This window comes from Lentzea sp. CA-135723, assembly GCF_050936595.1.
GTDB lineage: Bacteria > Actinomycetota > Actinomycetes > Mycobacteriales > Pseudonocardiaceae > Lentzea.
Window position 1 is genome coordinate 5,913,845 of the sequence record NZ_JBNJMK010000001.1, and the last position, 18,819, is coordinate 5,932,663.

Annotated in this window: 22 protein-coding genes; 12 read left to right on the plus strand and 10 right to left on the minus strand. The window is 68.5% G+C overall.

Going from position 1 to position 18,819, the window contains the following annotated elements; all coding sequences use genetic code 11:
• The first annotated feature begins 37 nt into the window (after nt 1-37).
• Genes ACQEU1_RS27250 through ACQEU1_RS27260 form a run of 3 tightly spaced genes read left to right on the plus strand, consistent with a single transcriptional unit; the run spans nt 38 to nt 1,948 of the window.
• Nucleotides 38-565, plus strand: a complete 528-nt coding sequence (locus ACQEU1_RS27250; RefSeq protein WP_433207427.1) for a TetR/AcrR family transcriptional regulator — start codon at nt 38-40, stop codon at nt 563-565.
• A complete protein-coding gene (locus tag ACQEU1_RS27255) occupies nt 565-1,044 on the plus strand; it encodes a pyridoxamine 5'-phosphate oxidase family protein (protein WP_433207430.1) in 480 nt (159 codons plus the stop codon). The genes ACQEU1_RS27250 and ACQEU1_RS27255 overlap by 1 nt, the downstream gene beginning before the upstream one ends.
• Nucleotides 1,045-1,051: 7 nt before the next feature.
• Nucleotides 1,052-1,948 carry an SDR family oxidoreductase gene (locus ACQEU1_RS27260; RefSeq protein ID WP_433211805.1) on the plus strand — a complete coding sequence of 299 codons (897 nt, stop codon included), beginning with the start codon at nt 1,052-1,054 and terminating at the stop codon, nt 1,946-1,948.
• On the opposite strand, the gene ACQEU1_RS27265 is transcribed toward ACQEU1_RS27260, so the two are convergent.
• Nucleotides 1,945-2,601, minus strand: coding sequence for a response regulator (locus ACQEU1_RS27265; RefSeq protein WP_089918409.1), 657 nt, complete (start codon nt 2,599-2,601; stop codon nt 1,945-1,947). The genes ACQEU1_RS27260 and ACQEU1_RS27265 overlap by 4 nt on opposite strands.
• A 9-nt stretch (nt 2,602-2,610) precedes the next feature.
• Entirely contained in the window at nt 2,611-3,786 is a 1,176-nt protein-coding gene (locus tag ACQEU1_RS27270) for a sensor histidine kinase (RefSeq protein ID WP_433207434.1), read from the minus strand.
• Nucleotides 3,787-3,903: 117 nt separating this feature from the next.
• Here ACQEU1_RS27270 and ACQEU1_RS27275 point away from each other — a divergent pair, with 117 nt between their 5' ends.
• Nucleotides 3,904-4,572 (plus strand): hypothetical protein, encoded by a 669-nt coding sequence (locus tag ACQEU1_RS27275; RefSeq protein ID WP_433207438.1) that lies wholly within the window; start codon nt 3,904-3,906, stop codon nt 4,570-4,572.
• Complete coding sequence (locus ACQEU1_RS27280) at nt 4,569-4,940, plus strand: GntR family transcriptional regulator (RefSeq protein WP_433207441.1); 372 nt, start codon at nt 4,569-4,571, stop codon at nt 4,938-4,940. The genes ACQEU1_RS27275 and ACQEU1_RS27280 overlap by 4 nt, the downstream gene beginning before the upstream one ends.
• Here the strand turns inward: ACQEU1_RS27280 and ACQEU1_RS27285 are convergent.
• Nucleotides 4,922-5,374 carry a hypothetical protein gene (locus ACQEU1_RS27285; protein WP_433207444.1) on the minus strand — a complete coding sequence of 151 codons (453 nt, stop codon included), beginning with the start codon at nt 5,372-5,374 and terminating at the stop codon, nt 4,922-4,924. The genes ACQEU1_RS27280 and ACQEU1_RS27285 overlap by 19 nt on opposite strands.
• Before the next feature lie 36 nt (nt 5,375-5,410).
• Here ACQEU1_RS27285 and ACQEU1_RS27290 point away from each other — a divergent pair, with 36 nt between their 5' ends.
• Genes ACQEU1_RS27290 through ACQEU1_RS27300 form a run of 3 tightly spaced genes read left to right on the plus strand, consistent with a single transcriptional unit; the run spans nt 5,411 to nt 9,110 of the window.
• Entirely contained in the window at nt 5,411-6,931 is a 1,521-nt protein-coding gene (locus tag ACQEU1_RS27290; RefSeq protein ID WP_433207447.1) for a dynamin family protein, read from the plus strand.
• Nucleotides 6,928-7,293, plus strand: coding sequence for a nucleotide exchange factor GrpE (gene grpE, locus ACQEU1_RS27295; RefSeq protein WP_433207450.1), 366 nt, complete (start codon nt 6,928-6,930; stop codon nt 7,291-7,293). Before ACQEU1_RS27290 ends, grpE begins: the two co-directional genes overlap by 4 nt.
• Complete coding sequence (locus ACQEU1_RS27300; RefSeq protein WP_433207453.1) at nt 7,290-9,110, plus strand: dynamin family protein; 1,821 nt, start codon at nt 7,290-7,292, stop codon at nt 9,108-9,110. The genes grpE and ACQEU1_RS27300 overlap by 4 nt, the downstream gene beginning before the upstream one ends.
• Here ACQEU1_RS27300 and ACQEU1_RS27305 read toward each other — a convergent pair.
• Together ACQEU1_RS27305 and ACQEU1_RS27310 are read right to left on the minus strand one after the other, a co-directional pair.
• Nucleotides 9,107-9,298, minus strand: a complete 192-nt coding sequence (locus tag ACQEU1_RS27305; RefSeq protein WP_433207456.1) for a hypothetical protein — start codon at nt 9,296-9,298, stop codon at nt 9,107-9,109. The two genes, ACQEU1_RS27300 and ACQEU1_RS27305, sit on opposite strands and share 4 nt — an antisense overlap.
• Nucleotides 9,299-9,395: 97 nt before the next feature.
• Nucleotides 9,396-9,530: a hypothetical protein gene (locus tag ACQEU1_RS27310; protein ID WP_433207459.1), complete on the minus strand. Its 135-nt coding sequence runs from the start codon at nt 9,528-9,530 to the stop codon at nt 9,396-9,398.
• A 186-nt stretch (nt 9,531-9,716) separates the two neighbouring features.
• Between ACQEU1_RS27310 and ACQEU1_RS27315 the strand changes: the two genes are divergently transcribed.
• The 3 genes from ACQEU1_RS27315 (at nt 9,717) to ACQEU1_RS27325 (ending at nt 12,807) form a co-directional block, all read left to right on the plus strand.
• Nucleotides 9,717-10,403: a hypothetical protein gene (locus ACQEU1_RS27315; protein ID WP_433207462.1), complete on the plus strand. Its 687-nt coding sequence runs from the start codon at nt 9,717-9,719 to the stop codon at nt 10,401-10,403.
• 310 nt (nt 10,404-10,713) lie between these two features.
• Entirely contained in the window at nt 10,714-12,525 is a 1,812-nt protein-coding gene (locus ACQEU1_RS27320) for a phosphoenolpyruvate carboxykinase (GTP) (RefSeq protein ID WP_433207465.1), read from the plus strand.
• A gap of 75 nt (nt 12,526-12,600) precedes the next feature.
• The gene (locus ACQEU1_RS27325) at nt 12,601-12,807 is read left to right on the plus strand and encodes a hypothetical protein (RefSeq protein WP_433207468.1); all 207 of its coding nucleotides are present in this window, start codon (nt 12,601-12,603) and stop codon (nt 12,805-12,807) included.
• A 176-nt stretch (nt 12,808-12,983) separates the two neighbouring features.
• Here the strand turns inward: ACQEU1_RS27325 and ACQEU1_RS27330 are convergent, their stop codons facing one another.
• The 5 genes from ACQEU1_RS27330 to ACQEU1_RS27350 form a co-directional block, all read right to left on the minus strand.
• Nucleotides 12,984-13,826 (minus strand): septum formation family protein, encoded by an 843-nt coding sequence (locus ACQEU1_RS27330; RefSeq protein ID WP_433207471.1) that lies wholly within the window; start codon nt 13,824-13,826, stop codon nt 12,984-12,986.
• The gene (locus tag ACQEU1_RS27335) at nt 13,823-15,070 is read right to left on the minus strand and encodes a hypothetical protein (protein WP_433207474.1); all 1,248 of its coding nucleotides are present in this window, start codon (nt 15,068-15,070) and stop codon (nt 13,823-13,825) included. The genes ACQEU1_RS27330 and ACQEU1_RS27335 overlap by 4 nt, the downstream gene beginning before the upstream one ends.
• A gap of 71 nt (nt 15,071-15,141) precedes the next feature.
• Nucleotides 15,142-16,776, minus strand: a complete 1,635-nt coding sequence (mctP, locus tag ACQEU1_RS27340; RefSeq protein WP_433207477.1) for a monocarboxylate uptake permease MctP — start codon at nt 16,774-16,776, stop codon at nt 15,142-15,144.
• Complete coding sequence (locus ACQEU1_RS27345; protein WP_285636871.1) at nt 16,776-17,042, minus strand: DUF3311 domain-containing protein; 267 nt, start codon at nt 17,040-17,042, stop codon at nt 16,776-16,778. The genes mctP and ACQEU1_RS27345 overlap by 1 nt, the downstream gene beginning before the upstream one ends.
• A 105-nt stretch (nt 17,043-17,147) precedes the next feature.
• Nucleotides 17,148-17,834, minus strand: coding sequence for a GntR family transcriptional regulator (locus ACQEU1_RS27350; RefSeq protein ID WP_433207481.1), 687 nt, complete (start codon nt 17,832-17,834; stop codon nt 17,148-17,150).
• Nucleotides 17,835-17,942: 108 nt separating this feature from the next.
• Between ACQEU1_RS27350 and ACQEU1_RS27355 the strand changes: the two genes are divergently transcribed.
• Entirely contained in the window at nt 17,943-18,722 is a 780-nt protein-coding gene (locus tag ACQEU1_RS27355) for a LamB/YcsF family protein (protein ID WP_433207484.1), read from the plus strand.
• Nucleotides 18,723-18,819 lie beyond the last annotated feature (97 nt).

The window sequence follows — 18,819 nt, forward strand, 5'->3', positions numbered from 1 at the left end:
CTAGGCGAAGGTTAGTGAACTGTGGTTCACTAACCGCGTGGCACGACCCCGCACCATCACCGACGAACGGATCCTGAACGCCGTCGCGGCCGTCATCGACCGGCGCGGGCCGGAGTTCACCGTCGCGGACGTGGCGGCGGAGGCCGGGGTGTCGGTCGGCGCGGTGGCCAAGCGGTTCGGGTCCAAGAGCGGGCTGCTGCAGGCGCTGACGAAGGCGGGCACCGAGGAGGTCGTGCGGCGGATGCGCGAGGCGGGCAACGTCCGCGACGCGCTGCTGACCTGGTTCGACCGGCTCGCCGACCCGGTCGTGGCCACGAACAACCTGGCGCAGCTCGGCGTCGACCTGATCGACCCGGAGCTGCGCGCGCTGCTGGCCAGGCACTACGCGGCGCTCGAAGAGGAACTCGAAGTCCTGTGCGCAGCCGAGGAGCTGCCGCCGAACGCGGCGCGGGTCCTCGCCGCGTTGATCTACGGGATCTCGATGGACTGGTCCGTGCGCCCGCGCGGAGACCTGCTGGCGCGCACGAGTGAGGACGTCGACCTGGTGTTGAAGGGAATGCGTTGATGGCTACCTGGGCGGAGTTCACGGCGGAGCAGCCCGAGATGGCCGCGTTCGTCGAGAGCCGGTTCGCGGCGGACCGGCACGCGTTGGTCGCGACGCTGCGCAGGGACGGGTCGCCGCGGATCAGCGGCGTGGAACCGGACTTCGCGCACGGTCACCTGTGGGCGGGCATGATGCCCGGTTCCTTGAAGTCGAAGGACCTGCGGCGCGACCCGAGGTTCGCGTTGCACTGCATGACCACGACCGCGTCCATGACGGAGGCGGGCGACGCGAAGATCAGCGGCACCGCCGAGTTCTGGACGGACAAGGAGGTCTACCTGAAGGACCTCTTCGACCGCACCGGCTGGCAGCCGAAGCCGGAGGAGATCGACCTCTTCCGCTTCGCCGTCACCGAGGTCGTGCAGCTCTTGGTCGAGGGAGACGAGATGGTCGTCCTGTCCTGGGGAGAAGGAAGGGGAGTCAGGCGTGTCACCAAGAAGTGAGCCTGATCTGAGGGGGAAGGTCGCCGTCGTCACCGGCGCCACGCGCGGTGCGGGACGAGCGATCGCGATCGAACTGGGTGCCGCGGGCGCGACGGTGTTCGTCGCCGGCCGCACCACGCGCGAACAGCAGTCCGAGGTCGGCAGGGCGGAGACGATCGAGGAGACCGCCGAGCTCGTGGACGCGGCCGGGGGCAAGGGGATCGCGGTCCGCTGCGACCTCACCGTTCCGTCCGATGTGGACGCTCTCGCCGCGCGCATCGGGAAGCTCGACGTCTTCGTCGACAACGCGTGGGGCGGCGAGAACCTCGTCGAGTGGGGCAAGTTCTGGGAGCACGACCTCGACCGGCAGTTGCACATGTGGCGCAACGGCGTCGAGACGCACCTGATCGCCATCCACAAGCTGATGCCGTTGTTGCTGAAGTCCGACGACGGCCTGGTCGTCGAGGTGACCGACGGCGAGGACGGCGAGGCGTACTTCGTGAACCTCCCGTACGACGCGGTGAAGAACTCCGTGCGGCGGTTCGGCGAGGTGCTCGCGAAGGACCTGAAGGACCACCCGAACGTGACGGCGATGGCGGTCACCCCGGGATTCCTGCGGTCCGAGCAGATGCTGGAGACGTTCGGCGTCACCGAGGCGACCTGGCGGGACGCGATCGAGAAGGTGCCGGACTACGCGATCTCCGAGACGCCGCACTACCTCGGCCGCGGCATCGCGCACCTCGCGGCCGACAAGGACCGCAAGCGCTTTGCGGGCCAGTGCCTGTCGTCGTGGAAGCTCAAGCGCGAGTACGGCTTCACCGACCTCGACGGTTCGCAGCCCGACTGGGGTCACTGGTGGGACGACGTGGTGAAGCCGCGGATGGCGGGCCAGACCGTGGAGGCCGACCCGGCGAAGTACCGCTAGGCGTCGCCGGGGCGGACGAGACCGGTCTCGTAGGCCAGCACCACGGCCTGCACCCGGTCTCGCAGCTCCAGCTTGGCCAGGATCCTGCCGACGTGCGTCTTCACCGTCGCCTCCGACAGGAACAGCTTGCGGGCGATCTCGGTGTTCGACAGGCCCTTCGCGATCAGCACGAGCACCTCGCGCTCGCGTTCGGTCAGCACGTCGAGCATCGAGGCGTCGCGCAGCTCACCGCCGCCGTCGCCGAGGAACCGGCCGAGCAGCCGCTTGGTCACCGAAGGTGAGACCACCGCGTCGCCGGAGGCCACCGCGCGCAGGGCCGACACCAGGTCGGACGGCGGCGTGTCCTTCAGCAGGAAGCCGCTGGCGCCGTTGCGCAACGCCGACAACGCGTACTCGTCCATGTCGAACGTCGTCATGACCAGCACCTTGGCCGTGTCGGCCTCGGCGATCCGCTTGGTGGCCTCCACGCCGTCCATCACGGGCATGCGGACGTCCATCAACACCACGTCGGGCCGCAGCTTGTCGGCCATCTGCACGGCGTCGAGGCCGTCGGCCGCCTCGCCGATCACGTCGATGTCTTCCTGCGCGCCCAGCACCATGCGGAAACCCATCCGCATGAGTTCCTGGTCGTCTACGAGCAGCACCCGGATCACATGATCACCCTATGCGGCCAGCGGGAAAGTCGCGCGGACGCGCCAGCCCCCACCGGGGTTGGGGCCCGCCTCGAACTCGCCGCCCAGCACCGCAGCCCTTTCCCTCATGCCGATCAGCCCGTTGCCGCCGGACACCTTGACCACGTCGTGGGGCGTGCCGAAGCCGTTGTCGGTCACTTCCAGCCGCAGTTCCTCCGGGGTCCGCGCCAGCCGCACCAGGGCGGTGGTGTCGGAACCCGCGTGCTTCAACACGTTCGTCAGCGCTTCCTGCACGATCCGGTAGACGCTCAGGCCCACGCCGACCGGCAGGTCGTCCACGTCACCGGTGATCTCCAGCTGCACCGGGACGCCGGCGGCACGGGCGTTCTCCGCGAGCTCGACCACGCCGCGCGCGTCCGGCTGCGGCGCCCACTGCGTCTCGGCGTCCTCGCTGCGCAGCACGCCCAGCAGGCGGCGCATCTCGGTGAGCGCCAGGCGTCCGGTGTCGGCGATCGTGCGGACCGCGTTCTCCGCCATCTCCGGCTGCGACCTGATCGCGTAGGCGGCACCGTCCGCGTGGACGATCATCACGCTCACCGCGTGCGCCACGACGTCGTGCAGCTCACGGGCGATGCGCGAGCGTTCCTCGCCCACCGCGATCCTGGCCTGCTGGTCGCGTTCGGTCTCCAAGAGCGCCAACCGTTGCTCCATCTCGCGTTGGTAGGCGCGGCGGGCGCCGATGAACTCGCCCATCGCCCAGCTGAACCCGAAGATCACCAGGATCAGGAAGACGAAGAAGACGGCCTCGATGTCGCCGACCCGGAAGACCGCCCACAGCAGCGTGCCCGCGAGCAGCCAGCCCGTGTAGATCAACGCCGTCTTGCGGGTGGTGTACGCGACGAGCGTGTACAGCGCGACGGCCAGCGCGAAGTCCGACATGCGGATCGGCAGGCCCTCGGCGCCGCCGTGCGTGAACAGCTGGAGGAACCCGCCCGCGAGGATCAGGTAGCTCGTGCCCAGCGGGTGGTAGCGGCGGAACGGCAGCGGCCCGAGCATCAGCAGCGTCACGGCGAGGAACGCCGAGAACGACAGGCCCCTGCTGGCCGCGGAGATCCCGAAGCCCAGGTCGAAGACCAGCAAGAGCCCGGCGATCAGGGAGTCCCCGAACGCCGGATGAGCCTTCATCCACAGGCTGAACCTCCGCACCGCACAAGGTTAGGTGCGGGTCGAACTTCCGCGCGTCGCGCCACGGGTTGACTCTCCGTACGACTTCAGTGTGAGTTATTGTGTCGAGGGGTTGATACAAAAGTTCGGGGGTTCGCCATGTACGACGTCCTGTGGGCGGCCGGCGTCGGCCTCTTCCTGCTGCTCCTGCTGTGGCCGACGCAGTCGACCGGCAAGCGTTTGCTGCGGAGCTGGGAGGTGCCGGACCCGACACCCGCGCAGATCGACGACGCCGTCCGGTACCTGAAGCGGCGGCGGTTGCTCTACCCCTGGCTCTACGTGGGGTTGTCGTTCCTGCCGATCGCGTCCGGCCGGGGCGTGGGGTCGCTCGCGGCGACCGTTCTCGGCGGCACGCTGCTCGCCGAGCTGATCGCGACGCAGCTGCACCGCGAAGGGCCCCGGCGGGTCGCCTCGCTCACGCCGCGCGGCCTGTTCGACATCGCCTCGCAGTACGTGCTGATCGCCTACGCGGCGATCGTGGCGATCGGCGTGACCGTGCTCCTGGTCACTCTCCGCATCGAACAGCTGCCCGTGCTCGTGGTGTCCGTCGCCGCCGTCGCGGTGATCACGTGGGCGGCCGTGGCCCGCCCGGCCGACGGGGACGAGCAGGTCGACCGGGCCCTGCGCACCCGCAGCGTGCACGTGTCGGCGGGCCTCGGCGCGGCCGTGGTCGGAGCGCTGGTGGGCGGAGGGTTCGGGCTCTTCTGCGTCCTCGCGTGGATAGCGATGGCGAACACGCACCACGTGTCCAAGAAGATCTTCTGGTGACAGGTCCCCGAATCGTCGTCGACGTCGAGAACGGTGTCCCGCCCTGGCGTCAGGTGCGCGACCAGCTGGTGAGGTTGATCAGCGGAGGAGTGCTGCCGGTCGGGTCGCGGTTGCCGACGATCCGCCAGCTCGCCGCGGACCTCGGTCTCGCCGCCGGCACCGTCGCGCGGGCGTACCGGGAGCTGGAGGTGACGGGCGTGATCACGACAGGACGAAGGCAGGGCACCGTGGTGGCTGCCCTGCCTTCGCATAATCCGGACCCGCTCTCCGCCGCCGCGGCGGAGTTCGTCGCCGTAGCTCGGTCACTCGGCGCCGGCGAGGGGGAGGCGCTGGACGCCGTGCGAGCCCACTACTTGTTGGGTGAGTAAGGCGACTCGATCTTGGGCGCGGGCCGCGGTTCGCCGATGTGCGCCTGACGTTCTTCCTGGCGCTCCTCGTAGATGCGGTGCTCCTCGGCCATCTGGTCAGCGAGTTGCTGCTGCATCTGGCGGTCCCGGATCCTGGCCAGGATCGCCATGGTCGCGCCGTGAGCCAGTGCCAGCAGCAGGAGCACCACGCCGAGCTTCACGACCACGTTCTTCACCGCGTCGCCCGTCTCGACCTCGATGATCGAGACGATCGCGAGCAGGCCGAGCACGACGAGGTGGAACAGCACGGCCGTCAGCTTCATCATGCCGCTGGCCTGCTCGTCGTCGTACGCAGCGCGCCGGAGGTATCCCTTGCCGCTGTGGTAGATCAGCTGGCCGTCCACGACGACCAGGACGATCCCCAGCACTAGGAACGTCACGTAGCTGTCACCCATGCGCTGTGGCTACCCGCGCACGCACGCGCACAAACCGTGGCACGATCAGTGCTCGTGACGGCGTTGCAGGGACAACAGCTGGCCGGTCCGCTGTGCGCGGCAGTGGCCAACCTGTGCGGTGCGCTGCAACCGCAGGTCTCCCCGCAGACCGCCGCCGGGTTCCAGGAGGTGCTGCGGCGGCTGCACGCGCCGTTGCAGGTCGCGGTCGCCGGCCGGATCAAGTCGGGCAAGTCGACGTTGGTGAACGCGTTGATCGGCCGTCGCGTCGCGCCCACGGACGTCGGTGAGTGCACCCGGCTCGTGACGCGGTACCAGTACGGCACGGTCGACCGCATCGAAGTCGTGCTGCGTGACGGCCGGCGGCAGGTGCTGCCGTTCGACGCCCACGGCATGATTCCCGCTTCTCTTGGCGTACAAGGCGTTTCGCACATCGAGGCGTATCTGACGAACGCCGTGTTGCGGGACATCACCGTCATCGACACACCGGGTCTCGGGTCGTTGGACGCCGACTCGGTCGCACGCACCGAAGAACTGCTGGATCCCGTGTCGCGCAACGCGGTCGCGGGTGCCGAGGCCGTGCTCTACGTCGTGACGCAGGGTGTGCGCGCGGACGACCACTCGACGCTGGCCGCGTTCACGGCGGCCACCGCCTCACGCGAGGCCGGGCCGGTCAACGCCATCGCCGCGTTGAACAAGGTCGACGCCGTGGCGCCGGAAACCGTTGAGGGCTCGGAAGGTGACGTGTGGCGGGCCGCGCAGATCCTCGCCGCGAAGCAGGCCGCGCTGCTCAAGCCGCGGGTGGCGGACGTGCTGCCGGTGATCAGCCTGCTCGCCGAGTCCGCGGAGACCGGCGAGTTCACGTCCGCCGACGCCGAGGCGTTGCGCGCACTGGCCGCCCTGGACGCCGACATCCGCACGATGATGCTGATGTCCGGCGACCTCTTCACGTCGTGGGAGTGCGACGTCGCGGCCGGCGTCCGGTCCCGGTTGCTGGAGAAGCTCGACCTCTACGGCATCGGCCAGGCACTTGCGGCTTTGGACGCCGAACCCGCGTTGACCGCCGGCGCGTTGCGGCGCGTCCTGTTCGACGCGTCCGGGTTCGCCGCCGTCCGCGGCCGTCTCGACGCGGTCTTCCGGTCCCGTGCCGATGGCATCAAGGCCGCCGCCGCGCTGGCGTCGATCACGTCGCTGGCCTCGGCCGACCCCGGCGAACGGCAGCGCGTGCACGACGCGATCGAGGTCCTGCTGGCCCGTCCGGAAGCGCACCAGCTGCGGCTGCTGGAGGCGTTGACGCTGGTCTCGTCCGGCACGGTCGAGCTGGCCCCCGACCTCACCGAGGAGGTGCTGCGCGTCGGCAGCACCCCGAACATCGCGGCCCAGCTGGGTCTTCCCGGCCGACCGGTGGCGGAACTGGTCGCGTACGCGCTGGAACGGGCCGGCTGGTGGCGTTCGTTCGCCTCCTTCGGCGCGACGCCGGCGCAGTCCCGGGTGGCGCACGTCGTCCACCGGGCGTATTTCCTCATGTGGCAGCAACTACGTGCTGGGGGGCACCGATGAGCGCGAACGGAACCGAATCGGCGGAACTGGCGTCGGACGACGGTGTGGAGACCATTGCCGACGAGCTGCTCGACCAGGCGCTGGCCGAACGCCGCGCCCTGGTCCAGCTGTGCCTGTACGCGCTGGACCGCGCCAGTGCCGGCGTGGTCGAACGCATCGAGGAAGGCCTGTCGTCCATCGGCGTGACCGCGGTCCGCGCCGACGGCCAGCGCTTCGACCCGTCCCAGCACGAGGCGGGCGGCGCCGTTCCGACCGACGACCTCTCGTTGCAGGGCCTGGTGGCCGAGACCGAGGTCCCCGGCTTCTGCGACCGGGGCCGAGTCCTGCGCGCCCCGATAGTCACGGTCTACACGGCCCGATGAGCAACCTCTCCCAGACGGTCCGCCAGACGCGCGAGCGCCTCACCGCCCTCGTCCGCGACCTCGACCCGTCGATGGCCGACTGGGTGACCCGCCGCGCCACCCCCGAGGTCTCCTCGGTCGTGATCGTCGGCGAGACCAACCGGGGCAAGTCCTCCCTGGTCAACGCCCTGCTCTCGGCCCCTGGACTTTCCCCGGTGGACGCCGACGTGGCCACCTCGACCTACCTCGTCTTCCAGCACGGCCCTGCGTGGGCGGCCAGAGCCTGCTATCCCGGCCTGCTGGCCCCGGTCAGCTTCCCGCTACCGGCCCTGATCAACTGGGTCTCCGCCGCCCACGACCTCCCGGAAGGCGAACTCCCCCCGCGCTACGTCGAGGTGGACGCCCCGATCCCGCTCCTGGAACGCATGTCGATCGTCGACACCCCAGGGGTGGGCGGCCTCGAGTCCGTGCACGGCGAACTGGCCCTGGAAGCCGTCACCTCGGCCACCGCCCTCGTCTTCGCGGTGGACGCCTCGTCCCCGTTCACCAGGGGAGAGCTCGACTTCCTGAAACGCGTGGGCGACCGGGTCGAGACCGTCGTCTTCGCCCTCACCAAGACCGACCAGTACCGGGGCTGGCGCCAGGTCCTGGAAGCGAACCAGGCCCTGCTCACCCAGCACGCCCCCCGCTTCGCCGACGCCACCTGGCACCCGGTGTCCTCGCGCATGTTCGGCATGGCCGCCCAGGCCCCGAACCCGGACGCCGCCGCCATGCTCCGCGAACGTTCGGGCATCTCCACGTTGCAGACGGCCCTGCAGGAACTGGTGACGGGCCGCGCGGGCATGCTCGCCGAGGCCAACGCCCTCCGCGCGCTCACCACCGTCCTGGCAGAGCTGGAAATCCGCCTGGACCACGAAAAACGAGCCCTCTCCGTGGGCGAGGACGAGGCAGCCCTGCTGCGCGCCCGCCGAGAAGAACTCCAAACCGAACGCCGCTCCTCCACCCGAGGCTGGCAGGTCCGCCTGCGCGGCGAGGTCCAACGGGCCCGCATCGAGAACTCCCACGAGATCTCCCGCCAGATGCGAGACCTCCAGACGTGGTACCGCCAGGCCATCGACCAGGCCGACCGCACCGCCCTGGCCACCCTCCCCCAACAGGTCGACACGGCCCTGCAGGTCGTCTCAGGCCGCATCTCCACGGCCCTCTCGGTCCGCCTCTCCCAGGTGACCGACGCAGTGCTCGCCACCCTGTTCAGCGCAGAAGAACTGACCCTGATCCGAGGCCAGTTCGCCAGGGGCGAGCAACCACCCGTGATCCTGCGCCCCAAGGAAAAGCGCCCACCCACAGCCGAGGACAAACTCCTGGTCTTCATGGGCGTCTCCGGCGGCCTGGGCGCGGGAAAACTGGCCGTGATGCCCCTGGCCGGCCTCGGCATAGCCGTCCTGAACCCGATCGTCCTCCCGGTGACCATCGCACTGGGCCTCGGCGCGGGCTGGTGGATGGCGAGAACCCGAACCCACACAGCCGAAAAACAACACGTCAAACAATGGCTCTCCGACGCCATCGCCGACGCCCGCTCCACAGTGGACCAACTGGCCGCCGAACAGCTCATCGAGGCCGAACAGGCCCTCTCGCTGGCGTTGGACGAGGCCCTGGCCAAACGCATCGAGGCCATCGAGGCCGAACTGCGCGAGGTCGACCGGGCGTTGCGGATGGAGGCGGGCGAACGAGGCCGCGAGCTGCAGGGCGTGACCCGGCAGCTCGCCGAGGTGGAGCAGGGCCGCGCGAAGGCCGAGGAACTACTCGGCCGGATCCGCTCGGTGCGAGACCGCGCCTAAGCCAGCAGGTAGCCGACCGCACCGAGTGCCAGCGCGACGACCACCTCCAGCAGCAGGAAGAGGTACGCGGTGCGCCGCGACATGCGCGGAACACCAGAGGCGTACGCGGCCAGCACCCGCTGCACCTCCTCGCGGGTGCTGTCGTCGTTCAACACCAGCCGGACGCCGTCGGCGTCGACCAGTTCCACCCAGTGCTGCTCGCCGGGCCTTCCCTCAGCTCCACGAACCGTCCACCCGCCAGGTAGACCAGCCACTGGCCGACCATCGCCCCGATGAACACGACCATCAGCCCGGCCCCGACCTCCCTGCCCAGCAGCAGCCGCCGAACACCGCCAGCCCGCCGCTCAGCAGCACCAGGCCCGCCGCCGCGACGCGCGCCCACACCCGTGAGCCCGCCGCGGTCCCCACCCCGTCAGTCATGAGCACCCCCAGGCCCACTGCTTACCCAGGCGTGACCGAAACGATGCCTGCGCCACGAGGTACGCGACCAAAGCGAACCCCGCTCCCCAGACACTCGACAAGATGCCGTTGTTGAGCTTGGAGATGGAACCGAACCGGCATAACGTGGGTCATACCGGTACATGAGCAAGTAGGAGGTGTGTCCCGGTGTACATCGACGAGAACGGTGCGGCCGACGCCGAGCTGAAGGTGACCGTCGAGGACGAGGAGTACACCGCCGACGTCACCTTCGACCTCGACCAGGACGGCGTGAACGACTCCGCCGTGGTCGCCACGGATGACGGCGGACATCTGGCGTTCACCGACACGAACGGCGACGGTGACGCCGATCTGATGAGCACGTTCGACAAGGACGGCAATCTCCTCAGCCAGGCGCGGTTCGAGGAGAATTCCGGTGAGTGGGTCGCCGTCGACCCGAACGACACCCACCAAGAAAAAACGAATTCGTCCGACAAGCAGGCGATTCTCGTCGACACCGGTGAAGGTGAACGAAACGTCGGGCAGGCCACCGAGGACACCGACGGCGACGGCAAGGCCGACACCGCGGTGGTCAAGGACGACGACGGTGACACGTGGCTCTTCACCGACTCGAACGGCGACGGCAAGGCCGACGTGGCGACCGAGATCACACGATCCGGCGAGGTCACGATGTCGGAACACCGCGGTGACGACTGGGTGGAGGTCGAGCACGGCCACATCGAGTCGGACGGCCGGTACGTCACCGACTCGAAGAGCGGCATTCTGGACGACTCGGACGACTGGCTCGAGGAAGAACGGTTCGACGGCGTCGTCCGAATCGATTCCACAACGGGTCAGTGGATCAGCCCGAACTGACCGTCAACTGAAGCGCAGGTCACAGGCCCCGGTGTGGTGAGAACCGCACCGGGGCCTCTTGTGTTTTTCCAACCTCAACCGCGCCTTAACGCCGTCCGAGTGCTGAATCGATTCCAGAATCGGTTTTGTGAGGGAAGCGACAGGCTGGGGGTGCTTTACCTGCCATTCACCGGGCTAACCTCGGTTCATCCCCTTCCCAGCACGCCCGGCCCCACCGGGCGTCTGGCGCTATTCCCGAGGACGACGAAGTCCTGCACCGGACCACCACGTGCTCGGGTTGCCGAGGCGTTCAGTCAGGAGACGAGACGAGATGACGGCAGTGACCATTCCCGGTCTCGAACAGGCACCTACCAACCACGCGCAGTTGCTCGCCTGGGTTCAGGAAGTCGCGGAGCTGACCTGCCCTGATGAGGTTGTTTGGGCTGACGGGTCTCAGGGTGAATGGGACCGTCTGACGCGCAAGCTCGTCGACGCCGGCACGTTCGTGCCGCTCAAGAAGAAGCCCAACTCGTTCTGGGCCGCCTCGGACCCCAGCGACGTCGCCCGCGTCGAGGAGCGCACCTACATCTGCTCGGTGCGCGAGGAGGACTCGGGCGCGACGAACAACTGGATGGACCCTTCCGAGATGAAGGCCATCATGACCGAGCTCTACCGGGGCTGCATGCGTGGCCGCACGATGTACGTCATCCCGTTCTGCATGGGCCCGCTGGACGCGGAGAAGCCGATGCTCGGTGTCGAGATCACCGACTCGGAGTACGTCGTCGTCTCCATGCACATCATGACCCGCATGGGCACCAAGGCGCTCAACCTGTTCGGTGAGGACGCCTCGTACGTCCCCGCGCTGCACTCCCTCGGCGCCCCGCTGGAGCCGGGCCAGGAAGACGTGCAGTGGCCGTGCAACACCACCAAGTACATCTCGCACTTCCCGGAGACCCGCGAGATCTGGAGCTTCGGCTCCGGCTACGGCGGCAACGCGCTGCTGGGCAAGAAGTGCTTCTCGCTGCGCATCGCGTCCGCGATGGCGCGCGACGAGGGCTGGCTCGCCGAGCACATGCTGATCCTCAAGCTCACCTCGCCGGAGAACAAGGCGTACTACATCGCCGCCGCGTTCCCGTCGGCCTGCGGCAAGACGAACCTCGCCATGCTCGAGCCGACCATCCCCGGCTGGAAGGTCGAGACGCTCGGCGACGACATCGCGTGGATGCGCTTCGGTGAGGACGGCCGCCTGTACGCGGTGAACCCGGAGAACGGTTTCTTCGGCGTCGCGCCCGGCACCGACTACCACACCAACCCGAACGCGATGCGCACCATCGCCAAGGGCAACTCGCTGTTCACGAACGTCGCGCTGACCGACGACGGCGACATCTGGTGGGAGGGCATGGGCGAGCCCCCGGCCCACCTCACCTCGTGGAAGCACCAGGACTGGACGCCGGACAGCGAAGAGCTCAGCTCGCACCCGAACTCCCGATACTGCACGCCGATCGAGCAGTGCGACATCAAGGCGCCCGAGTGGGACGACCCGAAGGGCGTGCCGATCAGCGCGATCTTCTTCGGTGGCCGCCGCGCCACGACGATCCCGCTGGTCACCGAGTCGCGCGACTGGCAGCACGGCACCTACATGGGCGCCACGCTGTCGTCGGAGACCACGGCCGCCGCCGTCGGCAAGACCGGCGTCGTTCGTCGCGACCCGATGGCGATGCTGCCGTTCATCGGCTACAACGCCGGCGACTACTTCCAGCACTGGGTCGACCTCGGCAAGCGCGCCGACGCCGACAAGCTGCCGAAGATCTTCTACGTCAACTGGTTCCGCCGCGGCGACGACAAGCGCTTCCTGTGGCCCGGATTCGGCGAGAACTCGCGCGTCCTGAAGTGGGCCATCGAGCGCATCGAGGGCAAGGCCGCCGCCCAGGAGACCCCGATCGGCTACGTGCCGACCGCGGCCGACCTGGACCTGGAGGGCCTGGACGCGTCGCGCGAGGACATCGAGGCCTCGCTCGAGTTCGACGCCGACGAGTGGCGTGCCGAGATCCCGCTCGTCGAGGAGTGGTTCGCGAAGATCGGTGAGAAGGTCCCGACCACGCTCCGCGACGAGCTGGCGGCCCTGAAGCAGCGCCTCGGCTAGATCTGAGGTGTTTCGGAGATGACCCAGCGGTCAACGGCGACCGCTGGGTCATCTTTTTGAGGTACTACTAGTCGTGTGACGAACGATCTCCCGGGCGGCCTGAACTACGACGGTTCGACGCGCGATGTGGAGGTCGGCCCGACCACCGGCATCGTGCGCTACTACCCGGTCCCGCCCGCCCCACCGGTCCGCACGCCGTGGTGGCGGTTCGTGCTCGTGTTCGGCGTGGGTTTAGCCGTCGGCGTGGTCGCCGGAGTGGTCCTGTGCAGCAATTTTCTGTGAGTCCGCGCAGCTCATCGTCCACTTGAGACGAAGTTGTCCACAGGTGTGGACGGTTTTGTGCACATGTTGTGGATAGTTGTGGACAAGCCTGGGGGCAACTCGTGAGCGCCCGTCCGCTGCTCTTCCTCGACGTCGACGGCACGCTCTTGGCAGCTGACGTCCAGCCTGGGACTGGATCAGGCAGGCAGCGGGTTCTCCCTGATGCCGAGCAACGTCCCGGTGAACGCCCTGGTCGCCTCGGCGTAGCAGACGGCGTTCGTCCACCCCTCCGACCACGCCTGCGAACCGGGGTTCCGCCACGCAGGGAACACGTCGCTGCGCTTCTCCGAGCCCAGGTAGTCGTGCACGGCCTTGGTGCACTTGTCCTTGGCGATGGAGTTCATCTGCTCCTTGGACGGCGCGGGGTTGGTCGACTTGCCGAGCGACACGACACCTGCGGGCACGGCCTCGGACAGGTGCGCCGTGTTGCACGCGACGACCTTGACCTCCTGGTCCTTCGACGGCGACCCCTGCGTGCACGTCTGGAAGGTGCTGAACCCGTTGCCCTTCAGGGTGTCCTTCACAGAACCCTTGCGCGCCAACGGCTTCTCGTCCGGGCTGATCTCCACGACGGTGCACAGCCGCCAGCGCTGACCGTCCTTCCAGCCCTGCTCGTTCGGCCAGAACGCCCACACCCGCAGGCGCGTCGAGTCCGAGTCGCCGCTGCCCAGGTAGTCGCCGAGCGCCTGACGGCACGGCGGCAGCGCGGCCTTGCGCAGCGCCTGCGTGTCCGGGTAGGTCGACGGCAGGCCGGACATCTCGCCGACGCTCATGACCTCGGCCTCGTGCGAGTCGGTGCACTGCAGCGTCTTCAGCTCGTACGCGTTCATGCACTGCCCGGCCTTCGGCAGCGTCGGCGCGGAGGCGGAAGCAGTGGAGGGCAACGGCCCGGGGACCGCCTGCCCTCCCACCTGAATCGCGCACGCGGACAGCGTCAACGCGCTCAGGACAATTGCCACCGCCAGCCGCACACGATTCACACCACAGAGACTAGGGCCTTCACCTGATCCGCGATGTCCCGACGCTGCTTTTCGAAGGCCGGATCGGTCAACGCGGCCGGATCGGCTGGCTGCCCGAGCACCGGCGTGTGCAGGTGTCCGCCGAGCACGTTCGTTGCGCCGTAACCGATCCGCAGCCGGTTCGCCCGGTACATGCTCTCGTTGGAGAGGTAGTCACCGCCGCCACCGGACGCCGCGATCCTGCCCGGCGTCGGGGTGTCGGCGCGGCACGACTGCTGCGAGCCGACGACGACCCATTCGCAGAACGCCAGGTTGTAGTTCACCGGGAACGGCCCGGTGCCGGCGTCGATCATCTTTTGGAACGGCAGCGACGTCTCGATGAACTCGGTCGTGGGCTGCGGCCAGCCCGCCGCGTCCGGGACGCTGCCGTACGAGTTCACGTTGTTGTTGTCCGCGAAGCCACCGCGCCAGCGCGCCGCCCACCGTTCGACGTCGAACTTGCCGGGCCTGCCCTGGCTGATCGTCACGAACGCGTCGGGCTTCTGCTGCAACGCCTGCCCGTAGAAGTTCTCGACGACGCCCTCGTCGAAACCGCCCCACAGCACGGGAAGCACAGCGGCCTGGAGCACGACCTTGCCGGTCGGCGTGGTGATCTCGCGTCCGTCGAGCTGCAACGCCGCCGCGCCGGCCGGGTTCGCGCGGCGCACGTTCACGCCTTGCAGCTGGAACGGGTCGAAGCCGGTGACCGCGATCTTGCGCACGCCGGACTTGGCAGGGAACTTCGCGTCGCTCAGCCCCCGGGACGCCCAGTCGAACTGCTGGATCAGCTTCGCGCGGTCGTTCGGCGCCATCGCGAACCGCGGCTTCCACTGCCGCAGCGCGGAACTGAGCTGCAGCCGAGCCCAGTAGAGCGGGCGGTCGTCGTAGGCGTCGTGCGCTGTCGGCGCTGTGCTCTGCGCGCGGGCCACGGCGGCCTTCCACAGCGCGTTGCCTTCGCGTTCCACGAACTGCTGCGCCTGCTTCGACACGACCTGGCGGCAGAGCTTCGAGGTGAAGTCCGCGACGCGGCCGTCGAACCCGGCCAGCTTCACCAGCGAGGGCCCGACGGCGGGGCCGCCGGTGACGAGCGTGTCGTCGAGCCGTTGCTCCTCGACGGTCAGCGGGACGGTGGTGTCGTAGCAGTTCGCGTCCTGCGCGTGGGCGACGGCGGGACTCAGGGCGAGGGCGAGTGCGGTCAGTCCGACCAGTCCGGCGATGGTTTTCACGACTTCGATCCTCAACGCAAAGGGCCACCCGCCGTAACCGACGGGTGGCCCATAGTGTTGCCGACTGCGTCTCAGTGGGCCGCGATGGGCTTGACCCTCGGGTTGTCCTCGTCGACGTGGTAGTCGGACGGGTCCGTCTGGTCGGTGCCGTTGAACCACTTGGCCTTCTTGGCGATCAGCGTGACGACCACCGCGACCAGCAGGTTGACGAACAGCGCGACGATGCCGACGTAGATCTGCGTCGTCGAACCGCCGAACGGGTGCCACCCGAGGAGCGAGATGTTGCCCAGCGGCAGCGCCGAACCGGCGAAGTGCGCCTTGCCGATGGCCGGGTTGCCGATCGTGTAGAGCAGCCACATGCCGTAGCCCATACCCGCGATCCAGCCGGCGACCAGGGCGTAGACGTGGAACCAGCGCGTGTACAGCGCGATCGCGACCGCCGGCAGCGTCTGCAGGATCATCACGCCACCCATGAGCTGCAGGTCGATCGAGAACTGCGGGTCGACGAACACGATGAACGCGACGGCGCCGAACTTCACCACCAGGGAAGCGAGCTTGGCCTGCTTGGCCTCCTCCGCGGGGGTGGCGTTCTTCTTCATGTACTCCTTGTAGACGTTGCGCGTCCACAGGTTCGCCGCCGCGATGGACATGATCGCCGCCGGCACCAGCGCGCCGATGCCGATGGCCGCGAACGCGATGCCCGCGAACCACGACGGGAAGTTCGCGCCGAAGAGCTCCGGGACGATCGTGTTGGTGTCGGGACGGCCCGTCGCCTGGTTGACGATCGGCTTGGTGCCCGCGCTGATCGCGACGAAACCGAGCAGTGCCAGCAGACCCAGCAGCAGCGAGTACGCGGGCAGCGCCACCATGTTGCGCTTGATGACGTTGCGGCCACGGCTCGCGAGGATGCCGGTCAGCGAGTGCGGGTAGAGGAACAGCGCGAGCGCGCTGCCGAGCGCCAGCGTCGCGTACTGCAGCTGGTTCGTGCCGGTCAGCAGGATGCCGTCGGCCTTGCTGGGCGTCGCGTCGAACTTGGCCTGCGCGTCGTTGAAGATCTCGCCCCAGCCACCGAACTTCGACGGCAGGTAGATGATCGCCACCAGGATCACCAGGTAGATCAGGATGTCCTTGACGAACGCGATCAGCGCCGGCGCCCGCAGACCCGACTGGTAGGTGTAGAGCGCGAGGATCAGGAACGCGATGAACAGCGGCAGGTGGCCGAGGATGCCGGAACCGTTGAGGCCCATGGACCTCAGCACCGCTTCGAGACCGACGAGCTGCAGCGCGATGTACGGCATGGTCGCGACGATGCCGGTGACCGCGATGATCAACGCCAGCCAGTGCGAGCCGTAACGGCCCTTCACGAAGTCCGCGGGCGTCACGTACCCGTGCACGCGGCTGACCGACCACATCCGCACCAGCGGCAGGAAGACCAGCGGGTACAGGATGATCGTGTACGGCAGCGCGTAGAAGCCGAGCGCGCCCGCGCCGAACATGAGCGCCGGCACCGCGACGAAGGTGTAGGCGGTGTAGAGGTCACCGCCGACGAGGAACCACGTGATCCAGCTGCCGAACTTCCTGCCGCCGAGACCCCACTCGTCGAGGTGGTCGAGGGTCTCGCCCTTCTGCCACCGCGCCGCGACGAAGCCCATGACCGTGACGAGCAGGAAGAGGGCGCTGAAAACGATCAGCTCGGTCCACTGCATCAGTTCGCTCCCTCGTCCAGGTCGTCAACGCCGAGCTTGTCGGGCTTGCCGGTGACCACGGGCTCGTCCTTGGTCTTGACGTAGACGATCCCGACGCACGCGACGCCGAGCGGGACGAACAGGAACTGGTACCAGTAGAAGAACGGCAGCCCGAAGATCCTGGGCTCGTCCATGTTGAACCACGGCGTGATGAGCATGAACAGCGGAAGTATCAGCAGCAGGTTCCAGTTGCTCCAGCGCAAGCCGGTCTTGTGATCCGACGGCATGGTGGCCCTCCGTGTACGCGGTGTTGCGCGGATGTTAGGCCTGGTTGTCCTCGCCGTCAGCCTCGTGATCGCAATCGTTGCCTTCGCCTTAACGTTCCCTTTGGACTAATAGGCCTCAAGGCGGGCGACGAGGTCCTGTTCGGCCGCGTCGAAGTACTCCGAGAGCTGGTCGACGGCCTGGCCGACCTCGCCGTTGTTCAGCAGCTCGACGATCTCGCGGTTCCACGGCACGTACGTCTGGTAGAAGTCGTTGATCTCGGCCGCGACCCGGAACGCCAGCATGAGCTCGGCGAAGAGCCGGTCGGACTCGTCGCTCAACCGGCCGCTGCCCGCGAGGCCGACGATGCCCCGGTGGAACTGGATGTTCGCCTGCCCGGCCCTGGTCCAGTCGTTCTTCTCGGCCCGCGCGACCGCCTGCCGGACCGGAGCCCGCACCGCCTCGCGCTGCGCTTCGGTGACGGAGGTCCACAGCCGGAGCGACCCGCACTCGATCACGCGCCTGGCCGCGTAGAGGTCCCTCACGTCGTCGCCGCTGGGACGCCGGACGAAGACGCCGCGGCTGTGCTCGTGCACCAGCAGCCGATCGCGCGTGAGCAGCCGGAACGCCTCGCGCAGCGTGTTGCGGCTGACGCCGAGCGCGCCGCCGATGGCCTCCTCGCTGAGCCGCAGCCCCGGCGCGAGCTCGCCGTCGAGCACCCGCTCCCTGAGCATGTCGGCGACCTTCTGCGCGGTGCTCGCGCGCTCCAGGTCGGACTTGCTCTGGGCCAGCGTCGACACCCACGACTCGGTCACCAGGGCAGTCTATTCCCAGGATCGTTCAATTGCCCTATCGTAGAATCGTTCAACAATTCCACGATCCAACAATCGACCACCCGCGCACCACCGGAGGGGGAGAACGACATGGACCTGAACGCGGACCTGGGCGAGGGCTACGGCCACTGGACCCTCGGCGACGACCAAGCCCTGCTCTCCGTGGTGACCAGCGCGAACATCGCCTGCGGCTACCACGCCGGCGACGCCGACACGATGCGCGCCACCTGCGCCTCCGCCGCCTCCGCGGGCACGGCAGTAGGAGCCCACGTCGGCTACCACGACCTGCCGGGCTTCGGCCGCCGCTTCCTGGACGTGGCCCCGGACACCCTGACCAACGAGGTCCTGGCCCAACTGGCCGCCCTCTCGACGTTCGCCAAGATCGCCGGCACCCGAATCTCCTACGTAAAACCGCACGGCGCCCTCTACAACACCCTGGTCCGCCACGAGGCCCAGGCCGACGCCGTGGTGGACGCCGTCCGCATGTTCGACCCAACCCTCGCAGTCCTGGGCCCACCAGGAGCCGTCTGGCTGAAACGAGCCGCGGTAGCGGGCCTGCGCGTCTGGCACGAGGCGTTCGCCGACCGCGCCTACACCTCGTCCGGCACCCTGGTCCCCCGCACCGAACCAGGCGCCGTCCTGCGCGACCCGGCCGAGATCGCCGCGAGGTGCGTCCAACTGGCGACCGAAGGCTGGGTCCGCAGCGTCACGGGCAGGCCGGTCCGCATCCAGGCGGACTCGATCTGCGTGCACGGCGACACCCCAGGCGCCGTGCACATCGCCCGCACGGTCCGCGCGGCACTGGAGGCGGCAGGAGTGGCGGTGGCAAGGGTCGAGTCGCCCCTAAGGCACACCCGCCAACCAGCCTGACCAGCCAGCCCGCAACTCAAGCAAGCCGCCCGACCAGCCGACCTGCTGCTCAGGCACGCCCACCTGCCTGACCAGCCTGCTGCTCAACCACACCCGC

Coding starts and splice junctions, on each gene's coding strand:
- ACQEU1_RS27275 (WP_433207438.1), top strand. CDS start 3,904: ATGTACGACGTCCTGTGGGCGGCCGGCGTCGGCCTCTTCCTGCTGCTC.
- mctP (WP_433207477.1), bottom strand. CDS start 16,776: ATGCAGTGGACCGAGCTGATCGTTTTCAGCGCCCTCTTCCTGCTCGTC.
- ACQEU1_RS27355 (WP_433207484.1), top strand. CDS start 17,943: ATGGACCTGAACGCGGACCTGGGCGAGGGCTACGGCCACTGGACCCTC.
- ACQEU1_RS27320 (WP_433207465.1), top strand. CDS start 10,714: ATGACGGCAGTGACCATTCCCGGTCTCGAACAGGCACCTACCAACCAC.
- grpE (WP_433207450.1), top strand. CDS start 6,928: ATGAGCGCGAACGGAACCGAATCGGCGGAACTGGCGTCGGACGACGGT.
- ACQEU1_RS27285 (WP_433207444.1), bottom strand. CDS start 5,374: ATGGGTGACAGCTACGTGACGTTCCTAGTGCTGGGGATCGTCCTGGTC.
- ACQEU1_RS27310 (WP_433207459.1), bottom strand. CDS start 9,530: ATGACTGACGGGGTGGGGACCGCGGCGGGCTCACGGGTGTGGGCGCGC.
- ACQEU1_RS27300 (WP_433207453.1), top strand. CDS start 7,290: ATGAGCAACCTCTCCCAGACGGTCCGCCAGACGCGCGAGCGCCTCACC.
- ACQEU1_RS27255 (WP_433207430.1), top strand. CDS start 565: ATGGCTACCTGGGCGGAGTTCACGGCGGAGCAGCCCGAGATGGCCGCG.
- ACQEU1_RS27345 (WP_285636871.1), bottom strand. CDS start 17,042: ATGCCGTCGGATCACAAGACCGGCTTGCGCTGGAGCAACTGGAACCTG.